24 protein-coding genes are annotated in these 19679 nt (G+C 65.3%); 12 read left to right on the forward strand and 12 right to left on the reverse strand.

Features of this window, described 5'->3' with window-relative positions; all coding sequences use genetic code 11:
- Positions 1 to 5: 5 nt before the first annotated feature.
- Positions 6 to 1034 carry a LysR substrate-binding domain-containing protein gene (locus FA85_RS00780; protein WP_081907467.1) on the reverse strand — a complete coding sequence of 343 codons (1029 nt, stop codon included), beginning with the start codon at positions 1032 to 1034 and terminating at the stop codon, positions 6 to 8.
- A 122-nt stretch (positions 1035 to 1156) separates the two neighbouring features.
- On the opposite strand from FA85_RS00780, the gene FA85_RS00785 reads away from it, so the two are divergent.
- Entirely contained in the window at positions 1157 to 1741 is a 585-nt protein-coding gene (locus FA85_RS00785; RefSeq protein ID WP_036112942.1) for an FMN-dependent NADH-azoreductase, read from the forward strand.
- A 66-nt stretch (positions 1742 to 1807) separates the two neighbouring features.
- Here the strand turns inward: FA85_RS00785 and FA85_RS21745 are convergent, their stop codons facing one another.
- The 6 genes from FA85_RS21745 to FA85_RS20670 all read right to left on the reverse strand — a co-directional run bounded on the left by FA85_RS21745 (position 1808) and on the right by FA85_RS20670 (position 6709).
- The gene (locus FA85_RS21745; RefSeq protein ID WP_156108724.1) at positions 1808 to 1954 is read right to left on the reverse strand and encodes a hypothetical protein; all 147 of its coding nucleotides are present in this window, start codon (positions 1952 to 1954) and stop codon (positions 1808 to 1810) included.
- Positions 1955 to 2185: 231 nt separating this feature from the next.
- Positions 2186 to 3145: a ribonuclease H-like domain-containing protein gene (locus FA85_RS00790; RefSeq protein WP_081907466.1), complete on the reverse strand. Its 960-nt coding sequence runs from the start codon at positions 3143 to 3145 to the stop codon at positions 2186 to 2188.
- Positions 3142 to 5580, reverse strand: a complete 2439-nt coding sequence (locus tag FA85_RS00795) for a DEAD/DEAH box helicase (RefSeq protein ID WP_036112940.1) — start codon at positions 5578 to 5580, stop codon at positions 3142 to 3144. The genes FA85_RS00790 and FA85_RS00795 overlap by 4 nt, the downstream gene beginning before the upstream one ends.
- A 77-nt stretch (positions 5581 to 5657) precedes the next feature.
- Positions 5658 to 5891: a hypothetical protein gene (locus tag FA85_RS00800; protein WP_156108723.1), complete on the reverse strand. Its 234-nt coding sequence runs from the start codon at positions 5889 to 5891 to the stop codon at positions 5658 to 5660.
- Between the two features lie 97 nt (positions 5892 to 5988).
- A complete protein-coding gene (locus tag FA85_RS00805) occupies positions 5989 to 6228 on the reverse strand; it encodes a hypothetical protein (protein WP_036112935.1) in 240 nt (79 codons plus the stop codon).
- A 67-nt stretch (positions 6229 to 6295) separates the two neighbouring features.
- Positions 6296 to 6709 carry a hypothetical protein gene (locus tag FA85_RS20670; RefSeq protein ID WP_051943620.1) on the reverse strand — a complete coding sequence of 138 codons (414 nt, stop codon included), beginning with the start codon at positions 6707 to 6709 and terminating at the stop codon, positions 6296 to 6298.
- Positions 6710 to 6863: 154 nt separating this feature from the next.
- Between FA85_RS20670 and FA85_RS00815 the strand changes: the two genes are divergently transcribed.
- On the forward strand, positions 6864 to 7268 hold the full coding sequence (locus FA85_RS00815; RefSeq protein ID WP_036112932.1) for a hypothetical protein: 405 nt from the start codon (positions 6864 to 6866) through the stop codon (positions 7266 to 7268).
- A 38-nt stretch (positions 7269 to 7306) separates the two neighbouring features.
- Complete coding sequence (locus tag FA85_RS00820; protein WP_036112930.1) at positions 7307 to 7690, forward strand: DNA-binding transcriptional response regulator; 384 nt, start codon at positions 7307 to 7309, stop codon at positions 7688 to 7690.
- A gap of 3 nt (positions 7691 to 7693) precedes the next feature.
- Here the strand turns inward: FA85_RS00820 and FA85_RS00825 are convergent, their stop codons facing one another.
- Positions 7694 to 7909, reverse strand: a complete 216-nt coding sequence (locus FA85_RS00825; protein WP_036112927.1) for a hypothetical protein — start codon at positions 7907 to 7909, stop codon at positions 7694 to 7696.
- A gap of 87 nt (positions 7910 to 7996) precedes the next feature.
- Between FA85_RS00825 and FA85_RS00830 the strand changes: the two genes are divergently transcribed.
- Positions 7997 to 8683, forward strand: coding sequence for an SOS response-associated peptidase (locus tag FA85_RS00830; RefSeq protein WP_036112924.1), 687 nt, complete (start codon positions 7997 to 7999; stop codon positions 8681 to 8683).
- A 15-nt stretch (positions 8684 to 8698) separates the two neighbouring features.
- Here FA85_RS00830 and FA85_RS00835 read toward each other — a convergent pair whose 3' ends face one another.
- Both FA85_RS00835 and FA85_RS00840 read right to left on the reverse strand, forming a co-directional pair.
- Positions 8699 to 9037 carry a hypothetical protein gene (locus FA85_RS00835; protein WP_036112922.1) on the reverse strand — a complete coding sequence of 113 codons (339 nt, stop codon included), beginning with the start codon at positions 9035 to 9037 and terminating at the stop codon, positions 8699 to 8701.
- Positions 9038 to 9090: 53 nt separating this feature from the next.
- Positions 9091 to 9813 carry a murein L,D-transpeptidase catalytic domain family protein gene (locus FA85_RS00840; protein ID WP_036112921.1) on the reverse strand — a complete coding sequence of 241 codons (723 nt, stop codon included), beginning with the start codon at positions 9811 to 9813 and terminating at the stop codon, positions 9091 to 9093.
- Between the two features lie 142 nt (positions 9814 to 9955).
- Between FA85_RS00840 and FA85_RS00845 the strand changes: the two genes are divergently transcribed.
- From FA85_RS00845 to FA85_RS00870, 6 genes are all read left to right on the forward strand, one after another.
- The gene (locus FA85_RS00845; protein ID WP_081907465.1) at positions 9956 to 11683 is read left to right on the forward strand and encodes a L,D-transpeptidase family protein; all 1728 of its coding nucleotides are present in this window, start codon (positions 9956 to 9958) and stop codon (positions 11681 to 11683) included.
- Positions 11684 to 11798: 115 nt separating this feature from the next.
- The gene (locus FA85_RS00850; protein ID WP_036112920.1) at positions 11799 to 12530 is read left to right on the forward strand and encodes a 2OG-Fe dioxygenase family protein; all 732 of its coding nucleotides are present in this window, start codon (positions 11799 to 11801) and stop codon (positions 12528 to 12530) included.
- 104 nt (positions 12531 to 12634) lie between these two features.
- Entirely contained in the window at positions 12635 to 13003 is a 369-nt protein-coding gene (locus tag FA85_RS00855) for a BON domain-containing protein (RefSeq protein ID WP_036112919.1), read from the forward strand.
- A 14-nt stretch (positions 13004 to 13017) separates the two neighbouring features.
- Complete coding sequence (locus FA85_RS00860; RefSeq protein ID WP_036112918.1) at positions 13018 to 13539, forward strand: hypothetical protein; 522 nt, start codon at positions 13018 to 13020, stop codon at positions 13537 to 13539.
- Positions 13540 to 13700: 161 nt separating this feature from the next.
- Positions 13701 to 14042 (forward strand): hypothetical protein, encoded by a 342-nt coding sequence (locus tag FA85_RS00865; RefSeq protein WP_051944229.1) that lies wholly within the window; start codon positions 13701 to 13703, stop codon positions 14040 to 14042.
- The gene (locus tag FA85_RS00870; RefSeq protein ID WP_036112915.1) at positions 14039 to 14926 is read left to right on the forward strand and encodes a bestrophin family protein; all 888 of its coding nucleotides are present in this window, start codon (positions 14039 to 14041) and stop codon (positions 14924 to 14926) included. The genes FA85_RS00865 and FA85_RS00870 overlap by 4 nt, the downstream gene beginning before the upstream one ends.
- Here the strand turns inward: FA85_RS00870 and FA85_RS00875 are convergent.
- The gene (locus tag FA85_RS00875) at positions 14923 to 16509 is read right to left on the reverse strand and encodes an inorganic phosphate transporter (RefSeq protein WP_036112914.1); all 1587 of its coding nucleotides are present in this window, start codon (positions 16507 to 16509) and stop codon (positions 14923 to 14925) included. The two genes, FA85_RS00870 and FA85_RS00875, sit on opposite strands and share 4 nt — an antisense overlap.
- 108 nt (positions 16510 to 16617) lie before the next feature.
- On the opposite strand from FA85_RS00875, the gene FA85_RS00880 reads away from it, so the two are divergent.
- A complete protein-coding gene (locus FA85_RS00880) occupies positions 16618 to 17454 on the forward strand; it encodes a CHAD domain-containing protein (protein ID WP_036112912.1) in 837 nt (278 codons plus the stop codon).
- 479 nt (positions 17455 to 17933) lie between these two features.
- Positions 17934 to 19238 (forward strand): carbohydrate-binding protein, encoded by a 1305-nt coding sequence (locus FA85_RS00885; protein ID WP_051943619.1) that lies wholly within the window; start codon positions 17934 to 17936, stop codon positions 19236 to 19238.
- A 37-nt stretch (positions 19239 to 19275) separates the two neighbouring features.
- On the opposite strand, the gene FA85_RS00890 is transcribed toward FA85_RS00885, so the two are convergent.
- Complete coding sequence (locus tag FA85_RS00890; RefSeq protein ID WP_036112909.1) at positions 19276 to 19665, reverse strand: response regulator; 390 nt, start codon at positions 19663 to 19665, stop codon at positions 19276 to 19278.
- Positions 19666 to 19679: the final 14 nt, after the last annotated feature.

A 19679-nucleotide genomic window follows, 5' to 3' on the forward strand; every position in this document is an offset into this window, starting at 1 on the left:
CGCCCTTATTCGTTTGGACGGCCAAACGCCGCCGAATGATCCGATCCTAACATGCGCGCCATCTGCAGCGCCCCTGCCTGGGCGGGATCGCCCGCCACCGTCTCGCAGTCCTTATGGAAGTCCGACCGCGCCTTGGGCAGCCGTTCGGCGAGGAAGTCGACGAAGCTGCGGATCGCCGGCAGCAGGCCACGCCGGCTCGGGTAGACGAAGTGCAACGTACCCTGGGCGGTGGTGTAATCCGGAAGCACCCATTCCAGCTGACCGTTGGCGATCAGCGGACCGCAATACTCCTCGGGAAGCAAGGCCACACCGCAACATTGGACGGCGGCGGCGATCAGCACCGAAAAATCGCCGCTGACCAGACGCGGCTTCACTTCGACAGCGGCCTTCTTGCCGCTGGCGTCGACCATCTCCCATACCTGCGCACCCTCGTGCTCGAACATCGACAGCGCCGGCACCTGGGCCAGATCGTCCAGCGTCTTCGGCCGGCCGTAGCTGTCGAGAAACTTCGGACTCGCCACGAGCAGGCTGCGCGCGTAGCCGATGCTGCGAAGGACCAGCGTGGCGTCGCTGTCCAGCTTTTCGCGCACGCGGATCGCCACGTCGAAGCCCTCACCGATCAGGTCGACCCGGCGATTGGTCGCGGTAACGCGGACCTGAACCTTGGGGTGCTCGAGCAGAAAAGCCGGCAGCATCGGGCCCAGTACGTTCTGGGCAAGGGAGATCGGGCAGCTGACTCGGACCACGCCACGGGGTTCCGTGCGCAGTTCGTCCACCGCATCCTGTGCGGCGCGGGCCTCTTCGAGGACGGCGCGGCAGTGCTGGTAGAAGCGTTCGCCGATCTCGGTAACGACGAAGCGGCGCGTCGTGCGCTGCAACAGCCGGACTCCCAGACGGTCTTCGAGCTGGGCGATCCGCTTGCTGAGGCGCGATTTGGGGATACCCAGGGCCCGCCCCGCCGCCGAAAAACCCCCATGTTCCACCACCGAGGCGAAGAAATAGAGGTCGTTGAGGTCCTGCAGCGCGCCTTCCATCGGGGAGTCCGTCGTTTCTCGTTTAGAACAATCAGTCTACCTCACGCCGACTAATCAAGGCATTGTGTGCGGGGTACCTTGTCGGCATACCGCCACGGCGGCCCTTGTCGAGGAATCTGTCCATGAAACTCCTGCATATCGATGCCAGCGCGCTGGGCGCCCACTCGGTCTCCCGCGGTCTGACTTCGGCCATCGTCGCCGAATTCGTCGCCAACCATCCCGATGTCGAAGTCACCTATCGCGACGTCCACGCCGAGCCGTTGCCGCACTGGGCATTGCCGGCCGGCGAAGACGATCCGCAGGCCGCCGAAGGCGCCAGGGTGATGGAGGAGTTCCTTGCCGCCGACGTCGTGGTCATCGGTGCGCCGATGTACAACTTTTCCATCAGCAGCTCGCTCAAGGCCTGGATCGATCGCATCACGGTCGCCGGAAAGACCTTCCGCTACACCGCGACGGGGCCCGAAGGCCTGGCCGGCGGCAAGCGTGTCATCATGGCGTCGTCGCGAGGCGGCATCTACAGCGCCGGCAGCCCGGCGGCGGCAATGGATTTTCAGGAGCCCTATCTGAAGGCACTGTTCGGCTTCCTGGGCGTGACCGACCTCGAATTCGTCCGCGCGGAAGGTGTCGCCATGGGCGACGACCACAAGGCCCAGGCGATCGGCGGCGCGGTGGCCGGCATCGGCGGCCTGCTGCGCAAGGCCGCCTGATCGTCAGCGGCGCCGGGCTTCGTGCTTGAAGAAAGGCCGCGCATCGCAGGATGCGCGGCCTTTTTACTAGGAGCCCTGCTTACCGGGCTTGTCGTTGGGCATGTTCTGGGATTCTTTCGGATGCCCCTCGCCCGGAACCTTCGGCGTGCCGTGCGACGGCTTGGGGTTGTCCTCGCGGTAGCCAGGTGTCGGCTGTTTAGTGTCGTTGCTCATTGTCGGTACCTCCGGATCGGTGGCGCTGCTGACACGCGGCGTGCCCACATTCGCAGCCGGCGCCTCCCATTTGGCTCTCAGACGCCATGCGGCAGCTCTCGCTGCAGAAGTCCCTGGACACCGGCACCTGGCAGTTACAACCGGCGTGATCGCAGGGTTTCGTGGCTTCGTTCATGACGCGAACTCCTCACCGCATGGTTTGATCCTCGTCGAGCGTGCGCGGCCCGGCGTCTATTTTTTGTAATCGGCCAGCGAAGCCGCCAGGGCGTCCTTCGCCGCCCAGCCATGCGCCTCGATCAGGAGGCCGCTGAGGCTGCGCACGTCCTGCAGGTTATGGTCTGCGACGCGGATCAGGTCCGTCGATGCGCCGCCGCGCAGGTAGGAGAGCCACGCACGTGGCGCTTCAGACCCCGGCAAGTCGTCTTCGCGGACGATACGCAACAGCCGACGTTCGGCCGTCTGCATCTTGCAGTTCTCCCAGTCCTGCCTGTAGCGCCGCCGCATCGGGTGCAGCAGGTCGACGTGCGTCAGGCCGGATAACGGATTCGTAAGCCGGGCCAGCCGGTAACGCGTGGCGAGCAATGGCGCGTCGTACGACTTGCCGTTGTAGCTGACGAGCACCGTGTGCGGATCGATCCATTCGGAGAACGCCTTCAGCATCGCCGTCTCGGCGGCCATGGTCGTGATGTAGAGCTGACGCACGCGGAGCGCGCCGTCGTGCCAGTCGGCGGCGCCGATCATGAAAGCGCGTGTACCCGTCCCGCCGGCCAGGCCCGTGGTTTCCGTGTCGAAGTGCAGCAGGTGCTCGCGCCGCGCCGTGGCGAGACGCGCGAAGGTCAGGTCGAACTCGGCGGGCGGTTCGGACGAGGCGAAACGCTTCTCGAGAAGACGCAGGCCGGGGGAAAGCTCATCGCCGGGAACGTCACGGGTGTACGAGCGCAAAGGAGCGCGGGGCTGACTGACGCGTTCGCGTACGCCAGCCATGCGGCGCAGCGCGGCCAGATCGATACCGGGACGAGGCTCTTTCGCCGACAGGGTTGGCTCCCGCCGGGCCGTCTGGCCCGGTGACTCGGACGAAGCATCCCCGGTGGATCGTCCCCTGGCGGGAGCCGAGCCTGTCGGCGCTGGCCCGGACTCGCGAATGCCCGCCTGCTTCCTGAGCGCCCGCAGCCGCGCGGCCAGATCACTCATGCATCGCCACCGATCCGCGCATCGGCACCCAGCAACCTCAGCACGCGAGCCGTCAGCGCACGCGGCGTGTTCTCCCCGCGCGCTTCATCAGCCGCCAGCACCGGTCCGACACAGGCCGGACAGCCCGCCTTGCACTCGCAGCCTTCGACGGTCGCCAGCGCATGCCGAAGCAGCTCCGACGAGCGGTGAAACAACGGCTCGCTGAGGCCGACGCCGCCGGGAAAGTTGTCGTACAGATAGACGGTGGGCAGGAACCGCTCGAGCGCGTCCGGCAGCGCGATGCCTCCATCAGGCGCATGGATCTGCCCGCGACCGGAGGAGTCCACCTGCGCTGACCATCCCCCGTCACCCGAACCGACCGCTTTCTGCAGGTCGCGCGCCTCGGCCATGACCGCGACGATGGCCGAGGTGTGCAACGCATACGCCGCACCCAGAAACCCGTCCAGGGCGTGCTGACGCGAACGGAACGCTTCGTCCAGTACCGTCTGCGGCAGCTGCCACCACACCGCGGTGGAATGCAGTTCCTGATCGGGCAGGTTCACCGGCCCGTAGCCGATGTTCTCGTGCGTGTAGTAACGAATCTTCTTGTAACCCGATACCCGACGCACGACGTGCACCTCACCGTGGCGCGAGCTGCCCTGCCCTGCCTTGCTGCCGTCGAAACACTCCAGCTCCTTGAGCTTGGTGTAGTCGATGGCGTCGGTGTAGTAGTCGACACGCGTTCGCGTGCAATACGCCTTGCGGCCTTCCCAGTCGAGCCTCTCGACCTGGTAGGGCACCGACTGGATCATGTGGATCGCACCCTCGTAGAGCGTCAGAGCGGCGGCGGAATAGTCGACCTCGGCGATGATCGTCTGGCGCCCCTCCGTCCGGTCGACGACGACGAAATTGCCGTCCGCGACCGAACGCAGGCTCACCGCGTTCGCCGGGTAGGAGTCGGCGATCCATTCCCAGCGGTCACCCTCGCGATGCAGCACCTCCGACTCGGCGAGCACCGTGAGATAGGGTTCCGCGTCATCGGGACCGAAGGTATCCCCGGCGAGAAAAGGCAGCTCGAACGCGGCGCAACGGATGTGGTCGAGCAGGATGAGCGGCTGGTCCGGCTGGATGCGTGCGTGCTCGGGCGTCGCTTCGGTCAGGAAGGCCGGGTGTCGCATGAGGTACTGGTCCAGCGGAGCACTGGTCGCGACGAGCACGCCCAGAGACGGCTGCTGGCGGCGCCCGGCACGACCGAAGCGCTGCCATGTCGCCGCGATGGAACCCGGATACCCGTTGAGGACGACGGCGTCGAGGCTGCCGATGTCGACACCCAGTTCGAGCGCGGACGTCGACACGATCCCGTCCACGTCGCCGGCTCGCATCGCACGCTCGACTTCACGCCGCTCCGTCGGCAGATAGCCGCCCCGGTAGGCGCGAATGCGTGCGGGCTTGCGGGTGTCGTGATCGAAGACGTCCTTCAGGTACTTGGTCAGCACTTCGACCATCAGCCGTGACTGGGCGAACACCAGGGTTTTCATCTTCGCCTTGATGGCGACGCGGGCGATCAGGTTGGTCTGCGAGCGCGCCGACGCCCGCAGGCCCAGATCCGGATTGATCACCGGCGGATTCCAGAGCAGCACGTGCTTGTCACCGCTGGGCGCACCGCTGGACGAGATGGTGACCACCTCGTCCTCGATCAGCGCCTGCGCATGCTCGGTGGCATTGCCGATGGTGGCCGAGCAGAGCACGAACTGCGGCGTGACACCGTAGAAGGCGCAGATCCGCTTGAGCCGGCGCAGCACGTTGGCCAGATGGGAACCAAAGACGCCCCGGTACGTGTGGATCTCATCGATTACCACATAACGCAGGTTTTCGAAGAACTGTGCCCACTTGGTGTGATGCGGAAGAATCGCCTGGTGCAGCATGTCCGGATTGCTGACCACCACGTCGCCGTGCAGGCGGATGGCCTGCCTTGCGTCGCCCGGCGTGTCGCCATCGAAGGTGAAGGCCTTGACGCCCAGGTCGCCCGCCCGGTTGATATCCAGCAGCTCGGCGACCTGGTCCTGCGCGAGCGCCTTGGTCGGAAAGAGGTACAGCGCCTTGCCGCCGGTTTCCAGAACCGAGGAAATCACCGGCAAGGTGTAGCAAAGCGTCTTGCCGGAGGCGGTCGGCGTGGCCACGAGGACGTTACGCCCCGCACGCGCGGCATCCCAGGCCTCCTGCTGGTGGCTGTAGAGGCGTTCGATGCCTCGGGCGGTAAGCGCCCGCGAGAGTCCTTCGGGCAGGTCCGCAGGCAACGGGACGAAACTGCCCTCCCGTCCGAATACGGTGAACGCCGTGGCGACCCGGTCGCCGTATTTATCGGTCAAACGACTGGCGAGCGTACGCCCGTCATGGCTCGTGGCCAGAACCGAGTCGGCCTCGTCGGTACGTCGGGCTTGAAGATAGGCGGCCATGAAGGGCATCCGGACAGGAAGATGCCCCTTATCCCCCAGCCCGATCTCATATCCTGCGACAGAGCGACCAGGTGCCGTCAGACAGGGCCAGCGGCTTCCATGTCGGCGGCCTGCCAGCGCCCTGATTCATCCTCGATCTTGATGTCCACCTGCTGGCCCGACTGGGCACGCAGCGCCGCCGTCAGGCTCATCGCGTGCCGTAACGCGTCTTCGCGGGTCGGGTACTGGCCGACCAGCTCGGCGTTTCGACGCAGGATCCAGGGACCGCGCGTCGAGGCGTTGAAAGGGACGTAGAGGGTCGTGTGCTGCAAGGTCGGCTCCGCCTGAAGGGGCCGGAGGCCCATGGGGGCGAAGCTAGGCGGACGGTCGTCGCGGCCGCGTTATGGCGGAGTCGCCGGATCAGTCACGTCAACGCGTCAATGCGCCGCGTGACGCGACGAGCCAGTCGGCGTGCCTGACGCCTCGCTCCATCGCCGCATCGACGGCGACGCGCTCGTCCTCGAACTCATCGAGCAGAGTGATCATCACGAAATCGCGGGGGCCGGCGCTCATGGCCGGCTCAACGATATAGGCGGCTTTCCAGAAGCCGGCGACGGTTCGCAGCGTGCGGACCTCCACGGAGTACTGACCCACGGTACGTCGATGCACGGAACCCCCTTGCCGGTGTCGCGGCGACAGCTCGATTCTTGCGCCTCCGCGACGCCGATGGCAAGTCTTACGCCCTGGGCGGCGCCTGCGTGCCTAGCCCCTGACCACTGGCCGGGATGGAGAAGTTCTTCGTTTCGCCCTGCCCCACGCTGGCGTCGACGTCGACGCGATCGGCCGAGCACGACCCGTGCGGAAGAAGGCTCAGCTTCCGCGTACCGGAGGGCACGCGCAGCACCAGCTGTTCGCCGATCTCCATGTCCGCCACGGCCTTGTCGTCGAGATAGATGGCGCTCGAGCATCCGGCGCCCCACAAGCCCTGGTCGCGCACGATGTTCAAGGTGGCATCCCCGTCCGTCGGGGACTGGTTGGCGAAGACGGTGCTGGACGGAACGTCGTGGATGCCGACGTGACGTTCGTTCTGGGTCGCGCACCCGGCGAGGAGAGCCACGCCGGCGAGCCCGGCAAGACGGAGATGGCGCATGGGAAAACCTCGTTGATGAATGTGAAGAGCATTGGTTTCGCAACGTCGACGCTCGGTGAACGGGTGCCCCCGTCCCTGACGGATCGTGCACATCCGACGCCGAACAATCGCGCGCCCCTACCGATTACTATCATCGTCCTGGAGAAATACCTCAATGGCCAGCCGCGACTGGATCGACATCGACTCGTTTGAGGCCGTGGACGATACCGAGCAATTCGACCGCCCCGACATCCCGCGCGTGGAAGCCATACTCTCCGGCGCTCCCGAGCGGGAGTGGCAGCAGTTCTTCCTCGTGCGCGCCCGCGAACTGGAGCAGACCCATCCCGGGTTGCGCATGGAGATCCTGGCCGATCGCCTGGGCTTCCACACGCGGGCCGCGTCCGCGGAGGAGACCTGCCGGCTGGTCCATGCCACCGTCCAGGGCACGAACCACGATTTCGCGGCGCAGAAGGCGGCAGAGGAGAAGCGGATCGCCGACCGCAACGACGAGGTCCGCGACCTGATCGCACGGATGAAGGCGATCAATGCCAGCTGGCCGCCCGAATCTTCGCAAAGCTGAACCACCCGTGCGGGGCGCGCCCGGGATAGAATCGCGCCATGAATGACTTCGCCAGCCAGCCAGCTCTCGTCTTCGACCGTGCCGCCATGGTCGCCGAGACCGTGGCCATGGTACTCAGCGATGCGGGCTACGACGCACGCGGCGTGGTCACGTACCGGGCGGCGAAGCAGGCCTTCAATGAAATGGACGACCTCGCGCTGCTGGTCATCCATGCCGATACGCCCGGAGAAAGGCGCGGCAGTGTCCTGCTGCAGGCGACGCTGCGCGAACGCCCTTCCACGGCCATCGTCGTCATCTCCAGCCGGCTTCCGCAAGACCTCGCGCCGTTTCCGCGCACTGCGGTCTTCCTGGAAAAACCGTTCGACCGCGCCCAGTTGCTCGACGCCGTGGATCGCGCGCGCAGCGCCCGTCCGGTCGCCTGAGCCTCACTCCTCCATCCCGATGAGCTTCTCGATGTCGTCGATGGCGAACTGACGTGCGGCGCGTTGCCGCTCACGGCGGCCCATGGCCTGGCAGGCGGCGCCCAGTGGCCGCGCCCGGCGAAGCCGTCCATCGCGACTGATCCGGTAACCTTCGGTGTCGTACTCCACGAGGTAAGTGGCCTGCTGGCCCAGCGTGCGCCGATAACGGACAGATTCCATGTTTCCTCCGAGCGATGATCGTCACCCCCGGTCGTCGATCGGAGCAGCATAAACATCAAGATCACGCGAAATCGCTACGCTCGAATCATGTGCGGACGCTATGCCACCTTCGGCCCTGCCAGCCTGTCACGACAGGGTCGCGACGTACTCGAGCGGCTCGAGCTCGATCTGACCAGCGAAATCAACCAGCGCGACGACCGGTTCAATATCGCTCCCACCCAGCGAGCACTGATCGTCACCGTCGGCGATCGCCGCGCCGACATCGGACTCGCTCGCTGGGGGCTCATACCTTCCTGGGCCAGGGACGCCTCCATCGGTGCGAAGACGATCAACGCCAGGCGTGAAGGTCTTGCCGAAAAACCTGCGTTCCGTGCGGCGGTCAGACGGCGTCGCTGCCTCGTACCCGCGTCCGGTTACTACGAATGGACCGGCGAAAAAGGCAGCAAGCAGCCGTATTTCATCCAGGCCGCTGACGGAGGCTTGCTTCTGTTCGCGGGGCTATGGGAAGTCTGGCGAGGACCGGATGACGAGCCGGTACGCAGCTTCACCATCGTGACCGGCGAGCCTGGCAAGGTCACAGGCGACGTGCACGATCGTCAGCCCGTCATGCTGGCGCCGGAGGCGTGGGAGGACTGGCTCTTCGCGCCCGTCGAACCGGCACTTGAAGCCCTTGCCTCGGCGGCCGGGCCGGACCTCGTCTTTCATCCGGTCGGCAAGCGCGTCGGCTCACCTAAAAACGATGGGCCCGAACTGGTCGAGCCCATCGTCATCTAGTACCGGGCACCGCGCTTAGAGGCAGGAAATGGCCTCTTCGCGATAGCGGCCGTCATACTCGCCGCCCTTCACCTTCTGAATTTCGTACATCACCACCTGGGCACCCGCGCCGCTGGCGGTCACGTCGAGGCGCTCATGCTTGCCGTTGTCGTTCGCGGTGACGCGGCCTTCGTCGTCCTTGGCGTTGCCCTTCGCGTCCTTGGTGAGTGCCTGCCACTTCGGTTCGACGCACTGCACATAGGCCGTGACATTCTTGCCCGTCTTGCTGCTGAGCTTGGGCAGGGTATCGGTCATGCCGCTGGTGGCGCAGCCGGCCAGGACAACACAGGCAGCGATCGCAAGAACGTGTTTCATGCTCGATTCCACGGTTAGGGTCCGGGAATTCTAGCGCGACCAGGGAGGGAGGATCAGATCCCGGCGCGCGCGACGGTGTTGGCTTCCACTTTGGCAAGCTGACCGTTGCTGCACTTCAGGTAGTGGGAAGAGGCCAGCCAGCGTTGGTCGGGGTAGTACGAAAAGACCATCTGGCCACCCTTCAGCGCGTCGATCAGCTTGTGTGCGATGGCCGTGCGAACGGCGGGACAACCCCAGCTGCGACCGATACGACCGGCGACTTTCGCCATCGCCTCATTCACATAGGCGGCGCCATGAATGACGATGGCCCGCGCGAGTGCCTGGTCGTTGACGCCGGGCTCCAGGCCCGACATGCGCAGGGAGTACCCGTTCTTCCCCATGTATGTATCCGACGTACGGAAGAGGCCGATGCTGGATGCGAGGCTCTCGGGCGCGTTGGAGAATCTGGTGGCGTTGGCGTCGCCGCTGTTCTTGCCGTGCGCGACCAGTTCCTGAAACAGCAGCTTCCGATTCACCGTGTCGAACACCCAGAGGCGTGGCTGCGACGACGGCTTCGAGTAGTCGATCACCGCCAGGCGGTCCGACGGCGCCCCGCCCTGTGTCTGCGCACACTCGGCTGCCTTCACCGCGAGATCGATCACCTTCGGATCGGCGGAGGGAGCGAGATGAGCCAGAGCTTCGCCGAGGGAGTCGGCGGCGTGGGCCTGCGCGGGGAGGAAGAACAGTGCGCCAACGAGTGGCGCCGACGCCAGGAGCGTCCGAAACGATCGAATCATGCGACCAGCCGGGTGAAGTGCGACAGGCCATCCTAACGCGCTGATCATTTATTGACCACAAAGCCGTCACATCTCTGCCATTCATATATGTGAAATGCTTAAGTAAAGCCCGCCGTTCCACCGGAAGCGATAGATAATGACTATGGAAGCCAGATTTCGCAGCGCCGCGCTCATCGCGTGGTCCATCTTTCCGCTCGTCGCCGCAGCGGGCCCGCAGGTGCATCCGACGACAGCGGCATCGGCCGCGTCACCGCCTCCCATCGTCGCGCCCGACCCCGCGACGGCGGCGTCCACCCCTGCCCCGCCAGCCATCGACGATCCCGTCGCCCAGGCCCTTTACGCGCGCATCCAGCAGATGGCGCCGATCCAGGGCAGCCCGATTTCACGGCAGGACGCCGCGCTTGGTAAGGCGCTCGCCGACTTCTACATGCAGCGCCACTACACCGCGGCATGGACGGACGACAGCAATGTCCAGCAACTGCTCGGGGGCCTCGCCTCGGTCGACGCCGACGGGCTTCTTCCCGAGGATTACCACCTCAGCGAGCTGAAGGCGCTTGCCGAATCCCCCGACCGCGCCAGCGCCACGCCCGAACAGAAGGCCGATTTCGACATGGCCGCGAGCAGCGCTTACATCACGGCACTCGTGCAGCTGGCCCGCGGCAAGGTCGACCCCGTCCGGCTCGATCCGACCTGGAACTTCGATGCCGCCGCCATCGATCCCCAACAGGGTATGTCCATGCTGCAGACATCGGTCGATGAGCGCAGCGTCGACCAGGCGTTCGCCATGGCGAGGCCGCAAAACCCGCTCTACGCCAAATTACGCGATGCACTGGCGCAGCTGCGAACCACCGCCGCGCAGGGAGGATGGCCCAGCGTCCCCGAAGGCCCCACGCTCAAGCCCGGCATGAAGGACGCCCGCGTCGAAGCCTTGCGCGCTCGCATGGTGGCTGGTGGCTACCTCGACCCGACGCTCGCTCACGGACACCACTTCGACAACGCGTTGGCGGACGCGGTCAAACGCTTTCAGGCCGACCAGTATCTCGACGCCGATGGCAGCGTGGGCGCCGGCACGCTGGCCTCACTCAACATCCCCGTCCAGGAACGTATCGGCCAGGTCCGCGCCAATCTCGAGCGCGCACGCTGGCTGCTGCATTCGCTGCAGGGTACGTTTGTCGTCGTCGATGTGGCCGGCTACAAGATCAGCTTCTACCGTGACGGAAATCCCGTATGGAAGTCGCGTGTGCAGGTCGGCAAGCCCTATCGAAGCACGCCGATCTTCCGGTCGCAGATCACCTACGTCACGTTCAACCCGACGTGGACCGTGCCGCCGACGATCCTGAAGAACGACGTGCTTCCCAAGATCCGCAGCAATCCGTCGTACCTCGCCAACAACCGCATCCGGGTACTCGACAGCGGCGGCAATGTGGTGGCGGCATCCAGCGTCAACTGGGCCAATCCGCGCGGGATCACACTGCGGCAGGACGCGGGCCCGGGCAACTCGCTGGGACAGGTGGTGATCCGGTTCCCGAACTCCTTCGCGGTGTACCTGCACGACACGCCGCACCAGGAGCTGTTCTCCAAGGCCAAGCGCGACACGAGTTCCGGCTGCATCCGCGTCGAGCATCCTCTCGACCTGGTCGAGCTGCTGTTCAACGATCCGGACAAGTTCAGCCGTCAGGCGATCGATGAGCGCATCGCGACGAAGAAGACACAGAACGTCACCTTGCCCACCGCGGTGCCCGTGCTGCTCGCCTATTGGACGGTGGACATCGCCGACGACGGTAAGCTCAGCTACAAGCCCGACATCTACGATCGCGACGGGCCGCTGGTCGCCGCACTGGACAAGCCGCAACCGCTACGTGCGCCCTGAGCCGGGAGTGCATCCGCATCGTGTCGGACCGGAACGCGCCTGACAGATATCGGTAAGGCATCCGGGGCCGTTTGCCGCACGGCGCAAGCAAGGGTCCCGGTCGTATACTGTGTGGATGAACCCCTCTCCCACCGCGACCGAGACGACCTTACACGACCAGGTTCGGGATGACGGCTTCGCCTTCGTCCAGGGAGACGACATGCGGGAGCTGGTGTCGAATATCGCACCGCTCGCGGACTGGGACACCTTTCGTGCCAGCTGGAACGCCCTGGAGCCCGACACCTATCTGGCAGCGACAGGACGGTTTCGCCGTCGTCGCCACGCCGTCTATGCCGCCTCTCGCTTCGGTCATGTCGAGCAGCGCCCGCATCAGGCGCATTTCCAGACGCTGGCTTACAACACGTTGCAGGGCGACATCGCCCGCTGGTTCGAGCCGGTGCTTCCTGAGATCGCCGGGGGAGCGACGCTGCGTGCGATCCTCGAATTCTGCCGCGACTTCTTCGGTGGATTGTCGCCGGAGATCGAGCAGTGGCACGTCGAAGTCCATCAGTTTCGCATCGAAGCCACGGCCGGCGCCGCCGGTGAACCGACTCCCGAAGGCAGCCATCGCGATGGCGTCGACTATGTCCTGGTTCTGCTGGTCGACCGCGAAAACATCGCCCGCGGCACGACGACCATCCACGCACCCGACGGCACGTCGCTGGGCGAGTTCACTCTCGCCCGCCCGCTGGATGCCGCGTTGATCCACGACCCCAGAGTGTTTCACGGCGTGACGCCGGTAACGCCGCTGGATCCGGGTCAGGCATCGCATCGCGATGTGCTGGTCGTGACATTTCGCGCCGCCTGATTCATCCACCGTTAGCCTGAGCGAAACTCCCGTCGCGCGGATTGCACCGCCGGTTCACGGCGTCTGCCGCGTACTGCGCCCTCCCCCGCGACGGAGTTGACGCCGTGACCTTTCGTATCGCCCCGCTTCTCGCCTTCGCCGCCCTGATCAGCGCACCCGCGTTCGCCCAGGACACCTCGAAGGTCGACAACACGCAGATCAATCAGCGCGACCGCCATACCGAGCATGCGACCCCGTTCGATCAGTCGAACGACCCTGCCGACATCAAGCTGGCGGCCAGCGTGCGCGCCGCCATTGTCGCCGATGACGGTCTTTCCAGCGCCGCCCACAACCTCAAGCTGATAGCCGCCAAGGGCGTGGTCACCCTTCGCGGCCCCGTCAAGGACGCCGCCGAGAAAGCGCGGGTCGAAAGCATCGTGCATTCCGTGGCCGGCGTGAGCCAGGTCGAAAACCAGCTCGATATCAAGCACTGAAAGCGAGGACCGTCATGAAAGCATCTGTCTACTGCACCACCCGTACCGTCGAGCAGGCCGAGCACATCGTGCTGGAACTGAAGCAGGCGGGCTTCACGAGCGACGACATTTCGGCGCTCCTGCCCGACCGCCGTGGCACCCGTGACTTCGCACACGAGCACCACACCAAGGCGCCCGAAGGCGCCACGACGGGTGGCGTCCTCGGCCTGGGTCTGGGCGCAGGCATGGGCTGGCTTGCCGGCGTTGGCGCGCTCGCCATCCCCGGCGTGGGCCCGTTCATCGCGGCCGGACCGATCATGGCCGCCCTGGGCGGCGCCGCTGTGGGCACGGCCACCGGCGGCATCCTGGGTGCGCTGGTGGGCATGGGCATCCCGGAATTCGAGGCCAAACGCTACGACGCGAAAGTTCGCGAAGGCAGCATTCTCATTTCGGTGCACACCGAAAGCGGTCGCCAGCGCGACGTGGCCAAGGATGTCTTCAAGCGAAACAACGCGGACGACATTTCCACCGGCTCGGAAGCCACCGCGCCGACGTGATGCAATGGACGGCACCGGCAAACGGTGCCGTCCGCCCCTACCGATATGGGGGCTCAAGACGACGCCCCTGATCGAAGTATTGCCCGATCCGGGGCAATCCGTCTCAGGCCGGAATGGGATCGTCGTGGCACAATGGGCCGACCCACGATCGAAGCATGACCATGAACTCGTCCGGCAAATATGACTTCAAGCAGTTCCAGGACGAACTGGCCGCCCTCGACCGATTATCCGGCAATGCGACGACGAAGCCGGTCGTCGCGCCGGAGCCGGTAGTGCCTGAGCCGGTGGCGCCAAAGCGCCGCGGCCGGCCCCCCAAGGTCGATCCCCTCGCGCCCGCCAGGGCGGAATTCGAGGCGCTGCGGCTTCGTTACCAGCTCAGTGTGGCTGACGTGGTGGCATGGTTTCCGCCTGAGGAGGGCATCGCGTACCTCCAGGGCCTGATCGCCAGCGCGGAACCGAAGCCGCGCAAGCCGCGCTCCAAGAAACCGTCCGTCGACGAATGACCCGCACCCGCACGCCCAGCCTGCGCTCGCTGCTTTTCTCCCTGAGTGGCGTGCACGGGTCGATCGTGCCCATGATCTGGCGTCGCGTCCTCTACACCGTGCTTCTGTCGCTGATCGTGGTCCTGCTGGACCATCGCCTCTTCGCGCTCAAGGCCGGTCTCAACGCGGCACCGCTGACCCTCATGGGTCTCACGCTCGCCATCTTTCTCGGCTTCCGCAACACGGTGGCCTATCAGCGATGGTGGGAGGCCCGCACGCTCTGGGGCGAAATGATCATCGCCATGCGTAACCTGGCCCGCCAGCGTGTGGCATTTCTGCCGGGCATCGAAGCAGCGGACTCGCGCCGGCTTACGTATCACCTGATTGCCTATGCGCATACGCTGCGTCATCACCTGCGCGGCAGCGACCCCGCCACCGAGCTCGGGCGCTGGCTCGACCCGGCATCCTGCGAGGCCGTCCTCGCCATGCCCAATCGCCCGTCCGCCTTGTTGGCGCGCACCGGGGCCGCCTACGCGGAGATCGCCCGGGCGCTTCGCGTCGAACCCATCCTGCTGGCCGCGATCGACGCCGAACTCGGCAAGCTGTCGCATGTACTGGGCGGCTGCGAACGCATACAGGGCACACCCATCCCGTTCGCGTACATCCTGCTGCTGCATCGGACGGTACACATCTACTGCTTCCTGCTGCCGTTCTGTCTGGTCGGCCTGATGGGCTGGTTCACGCCTCTGGTCGTGGGTGTGCTGGCGTATACCTTCTTTGGCCTGGATGCGCTCGGCGACCAGATTGAAGATCCTTTCGGCACGCTGCCGAACGATCTGCCACTGGAGGCTTACAGCACCACGATCGAAAACGATCTGCTCGCCTTGCAGGCCTCTCCCGCCTAGAAGACGTGACGCAAAAGCCAGAACAATCCCGCGGCCAGGGCGATGGATACCGGCAAGGTCAGCACCCACGCCATCAGCATGCTGCGCACCGTGCTCCACTGCAGACCCGAGCCGTTCGCGACCATCGAGCCGGCCACGCCCGAGGAGAGCACATGGGTCGTGCTCACCGGCAATCCGAAGCGATCGGCGGCACCGATCGTGAGCATGGCGACCACCTCCGCGGACGCGCCCTGCGCATAGGTCAGGTGCTGCTTGCCGATGCGCTCACCCACGGTGCGCACGATGCGCCGCCAGCCGACCATCGTGCCAAGGCCCAGCGCGATGGCGACGGCGACCTTGACCCAGGGCGGAATGAACTTGGTCGATTTGTCCAGTAAGCCGTGGTAGTTGCCGAGGATGGCGCTGTCCTCCGCACGGAACGCGGGTTTCTTGTCCTTTTCCATCAGGCGCAGCGCTTCCGAACTCAGGTACATGTTGTTGCGAACGTTGTTGACTTCATGTTCCGGCACGTCGGCCAGCGTGGGCCGGTTGGCGACCTGCGCGCCGATGCTGTCCGTGAGCTGAACCAGGGCGGCCATCGTCGTCGGCGTCGCCTCGCGCGACTGGATGTAGTGCTCGATCTCGCTGCGTGCCGATGTTACCGGCGCCGCACCCTGCGCGTACTTCTGCAGTGTCTCACTCGCATGGTGGGCGACCGAGACGAAGCTCTGCGTCTCATCCTGTGTCACCGCCCGGTTCAGTGCATATGCGCTCGGCACGGTACCGATGAGGATCAGCATGATGAGGCCCATGCCCTTCTGGCCGTCATTGGAGCCATGCGCGAATGACACGCCGGTACACGTCAGAATCAGCAGACTGCGTACCCAGAACGGCGGCGGTTTGTCGCCATGCGGTTCGGCGTACAACTCGGGTGCCTTGACGAACTTCTTCAGCAGCATCAGCAGGGCGAAAGCGAGACCGAAGCCGATCAGCGGCGAGAACAACAAGGCCTTGCCGACGCTCAGTGCCTGACTCCAGTCGACGGCGGCATTCGCATTACCGGGATTCATCATCTGGTTCATCAGGCCCACGCCGATGATCGAGCCGATCAGCGTGTGCGAACTCGACGATGGCAGCCCGAGATACCACGTGCCCAGATTCCAGACGATCGATGCGAGCAGCAAGGCGAACACCATCGCGAAACCGGTCCCGCTGCCTACGTTGAGCACGAGTCCGATCGGTAGCAACTGCAACACGGCATAGGCCACCGCACCACTCGAGATCAGGACGCCCACGAAGTTCCAGCCACCGGACCAGACCACGGCGAAGGTAGCCGGCAACGACCGCGTGTAGATAACCGTCGCCACCGCATTGGCGGTGTCATGAAACCCGTTGACGAATTCGAAGCCCAGCGCGATCAACAGCGCGATGCCGAGCAGGACGTATTCGAATACCGGGCTGGTAGGCGCGACATGAAGGTCGTGGCCGAGCTGCATCGCAACGTAAACGGTTGCAACGAGCAATACCAGCGTAAAGATTCCCAGGCTGAGCAAGCGGGTTCGTGGCGACCCCGCGGCCTGTTCGGTCAGGACGGTACTGTTCATGGCTCGCCTCCGGTCTTGGTCGCCCAGAGGTAGCAAGCGCGTATGACACATAGGTGTCAGTCGCACCGGCGCGGTGTGAAGATGGTTTAAGCATGGTACTAATGCGTCATGCCGACCGCCCCGAAACTCGCCACGGCTCTCGCCACGTTCGCCGCCAGCGAATGTCGTCGAGCCATTCGGTCGCTGGGCGACAGCAAGCAGCCACACAAGGGCATCCACGAAGCCCGCAAGGCCCTGCGGCGCCTGAAGAGCCTTTTGAGACTCGGGGCGACCGTGTTCGACCACGCCCTGCCACCACTCGAAATCGCCATCGATCGCCTCGCCGTAAGCCTCTCTTCCGTGCGAGACGCGCACGTCGCCGTTCTCACCGCCCGCTTGCTTGCCGGCGCCGACCCGTCCGATGGATGGAAGCACGCCATCGACGCGCTGGAACTACGCAGCGAGGGCCGGCTTACCGCGGCGCTGATCAAGGATCCCCGGTTTCTTGAGCGCCGCAAACGGATTCGCGAACTCGCCCACGCCATCGCCGCGCTTCCGTGGCGGAAACTGTCACGGCATGCCGTCGAACACGCGCTCGCGAACTCGGAAAAGCGCGTCGCCAAAGCACGCAAGCGCATGCGCAAGTCGGCGACGACGGCCAACCTGCACCGTTGGCGCAGGCGGGCCCGACGGTTGCGCATGCAACTGGAGTTGATCCGTAAGGCACGCAAGGCGGCCGGCATGCCCGCCTCGCACCATGCGGAACGCGACAAGGCACTCGCCAGGACGATGTCCGCCCTGTCCGACACGATAGGCAGCAAGCAGGATCTGCGCGCGCTGCGCAAGACCCTTCGCACCATCGTCGATCCCGACACCATGCCGGCGCTGATCGTCGCGATAACGCACGAGCTGAAGAAGCACCGCACGCCCACGATCGAATCGCTGCCTCAGCATCAGGGCGAATAGACCGGAATACCCTTTCTCCGTCCCAGCCCGACCGACGATCCCGCCTTCCGCCACCGTGCTCTTTGCCTGACCGCCTATGCGCTTCCGGCAAGTCGGCTCGCGACCGCGACGCCGTCACGCCGATCGATTGACCCACGTTGTCATGCGGGACATTTGAGCCACTGCGGCGGACGCAAAGTGGCTTGCGCAGTGCATCACGACCGGGACATCGCGTATACAGGATCGAGGAAGGAAATACCCTGCGATGCCGCAAAACGGGCGCTGCGGCTTTCATGGCGCCCGTCACATTTCGTCACATTTCAAATAGACAACGTTGTCATTCGGGACTAAACCGTAAGCGCTCAATCGTGGTTGGTCGTATCGCGCAAGGACGCGGTCAGGGGACGTGGACGCCGGCAATCCGCCGTGGTCGCGCGCGCCCCTTCCCTTTCAAGCACCACTCGATCCGGAGGCGCTCCATGTTCCCGAAAGCATCAGCTATGCGGTCTCGTGCGGTACTGGGCGGATGTACAGGCAGTCTCGCCCTCGCCATCGCGCTCGCTCTTTCCTCGGTCGTCCCTGTGAATGCCGCGCACGCGGCCACCGCATGCGCCGCCGCCTGGCAGGCGGGCACGGTTTATACCGGCGGCAATGTGGCCAGCAAGAACGGCACCAACTACGTCGCCAACTGGTGGACCCAGGGCAACGATCCCGCCACGAACAGCGGCGGTGCCGGTTCCGGTCAGCCGTGGACCTCGCAGGGCGCCTGCGACGGCGGCACCACCACGCCGCCCACCGACCCGGGCAATCCGGGCGGCGATCCGCCGACCAACCCGCCGCCCGCGGCGGGCGACCTGCTGTTCAGTCCTTACAAGGACATCACGATCAACCTCGACTGGAACACCAACATCATGTCGACGCTGGTCACCGGAACGCGGATTCCGGTCGTCGGCAGCGGCAGCCTGGTTTCGACGCAGGTACCGAACATCGGTGCGATCACCCTCGCCTTCGCGACCGGCGAATGCGGCAGCGAGAACTGGGGCGGCGTTCCCGCCGCGGCATTTGCCAGCGCGAACATCGCGCGGCTCAACAGTGCAGGCGTGAATTACGTCGTCTCCACCGGCGGTCAGGCGGGAACGTTTACCTGCGGCAGCACCGCGGGCATGGCCAAGTTCATCCAGACGTACAACTCATCGCACCTCGTCGGCATCGACTTCGACATCGAGGCCGGCCAGACGCCCGCGCAGCTCAACGCGCTGATCGCCAATGCCAAGTATGCCGCGGGCCTGTATCCGAACCTGCGCTTCTCGTTCACGCTGGCCACCCTGGCCGCTTCGGACGGCAGCTACGGCGGCCTGAACAGCACCGGTGACACGGTGGTCCGTGCCGTGCTCGCATCCGGCCTGCAGAACTACACCATCAACCTCATGACGATGGATTACGGTGCGGCCGGTGCCGGTATCTGCGTGGTCAGCGGCGGTAGCTGCGACATGGGTCAGTCGGCCATCCAGGCGGCGAAGAACCTGCAGCACACCTACGGCATTCCGCTGACGAAGATCGAGCTCACGCCGATGATCGGTGTCAACGACGTGTCGAGCGAGACCTTCACCCTTCAGGACATCGACGAGGTGACGGCGTACGCCGCGACCAACAAGCTGGCCGGCGTGCACTTCTGGTCGCTCGACCGCGACACGCCATGCACCAACGGCAACAACGGCGGCTTTGCCTCGCCGACGTGCAACTCGGTGTCGGGCACCAGTGCCTTGCAGTACACCAGGCGGTTCCTGAGCGACCTCGGTCGCTGACGCGATACGCCGCCCCCGGCCGTGTCCGGGGGCGGCTTTACGATACGTGTGCCGGGCGCTGGCGGCCGGGGACGGACAGCAACGCCTCGACCACGTCGGCGCGCCTGAAAGGCTTGGTGCAGATCGTGCAGCTGCTGTAGGCCGGCTTGATGCTGTCGCGCGCATAGCCGGTCATGAACACGACGTGCGCTCCACGAGCCAGGAGGGCATCGACGGCGGGATAGGAATACTCGCCGTGCAGGTTTACATCGACCAGCGCCGCGTCGATGTAGGCGTCCGATGCGGCATGCCGGATCGCTTCATCGAGCCATCCGAACGGTCCGATGGCGTTGGCACCTGCCGATCGAAGGAGAACGACGAGCGACTGCGCGATGACGTAGTCGTCCTCGATCACCATGACCGCCTTGCCGGTCAGTTCCATACCCATGGTCTTCGCCCCCC

The sequence above is a fragment of the Luteibacter mycovicinus genome (assembly GCF_000745235.1).
Taxonomy (GTDB): domain Bacteria; phylum Pseudomonadota; class Gammaproteobacteria; order Xanthomonadales; family Rhodanobacteraceae; genus Luteibacter; species Luteibacter mycovicinus.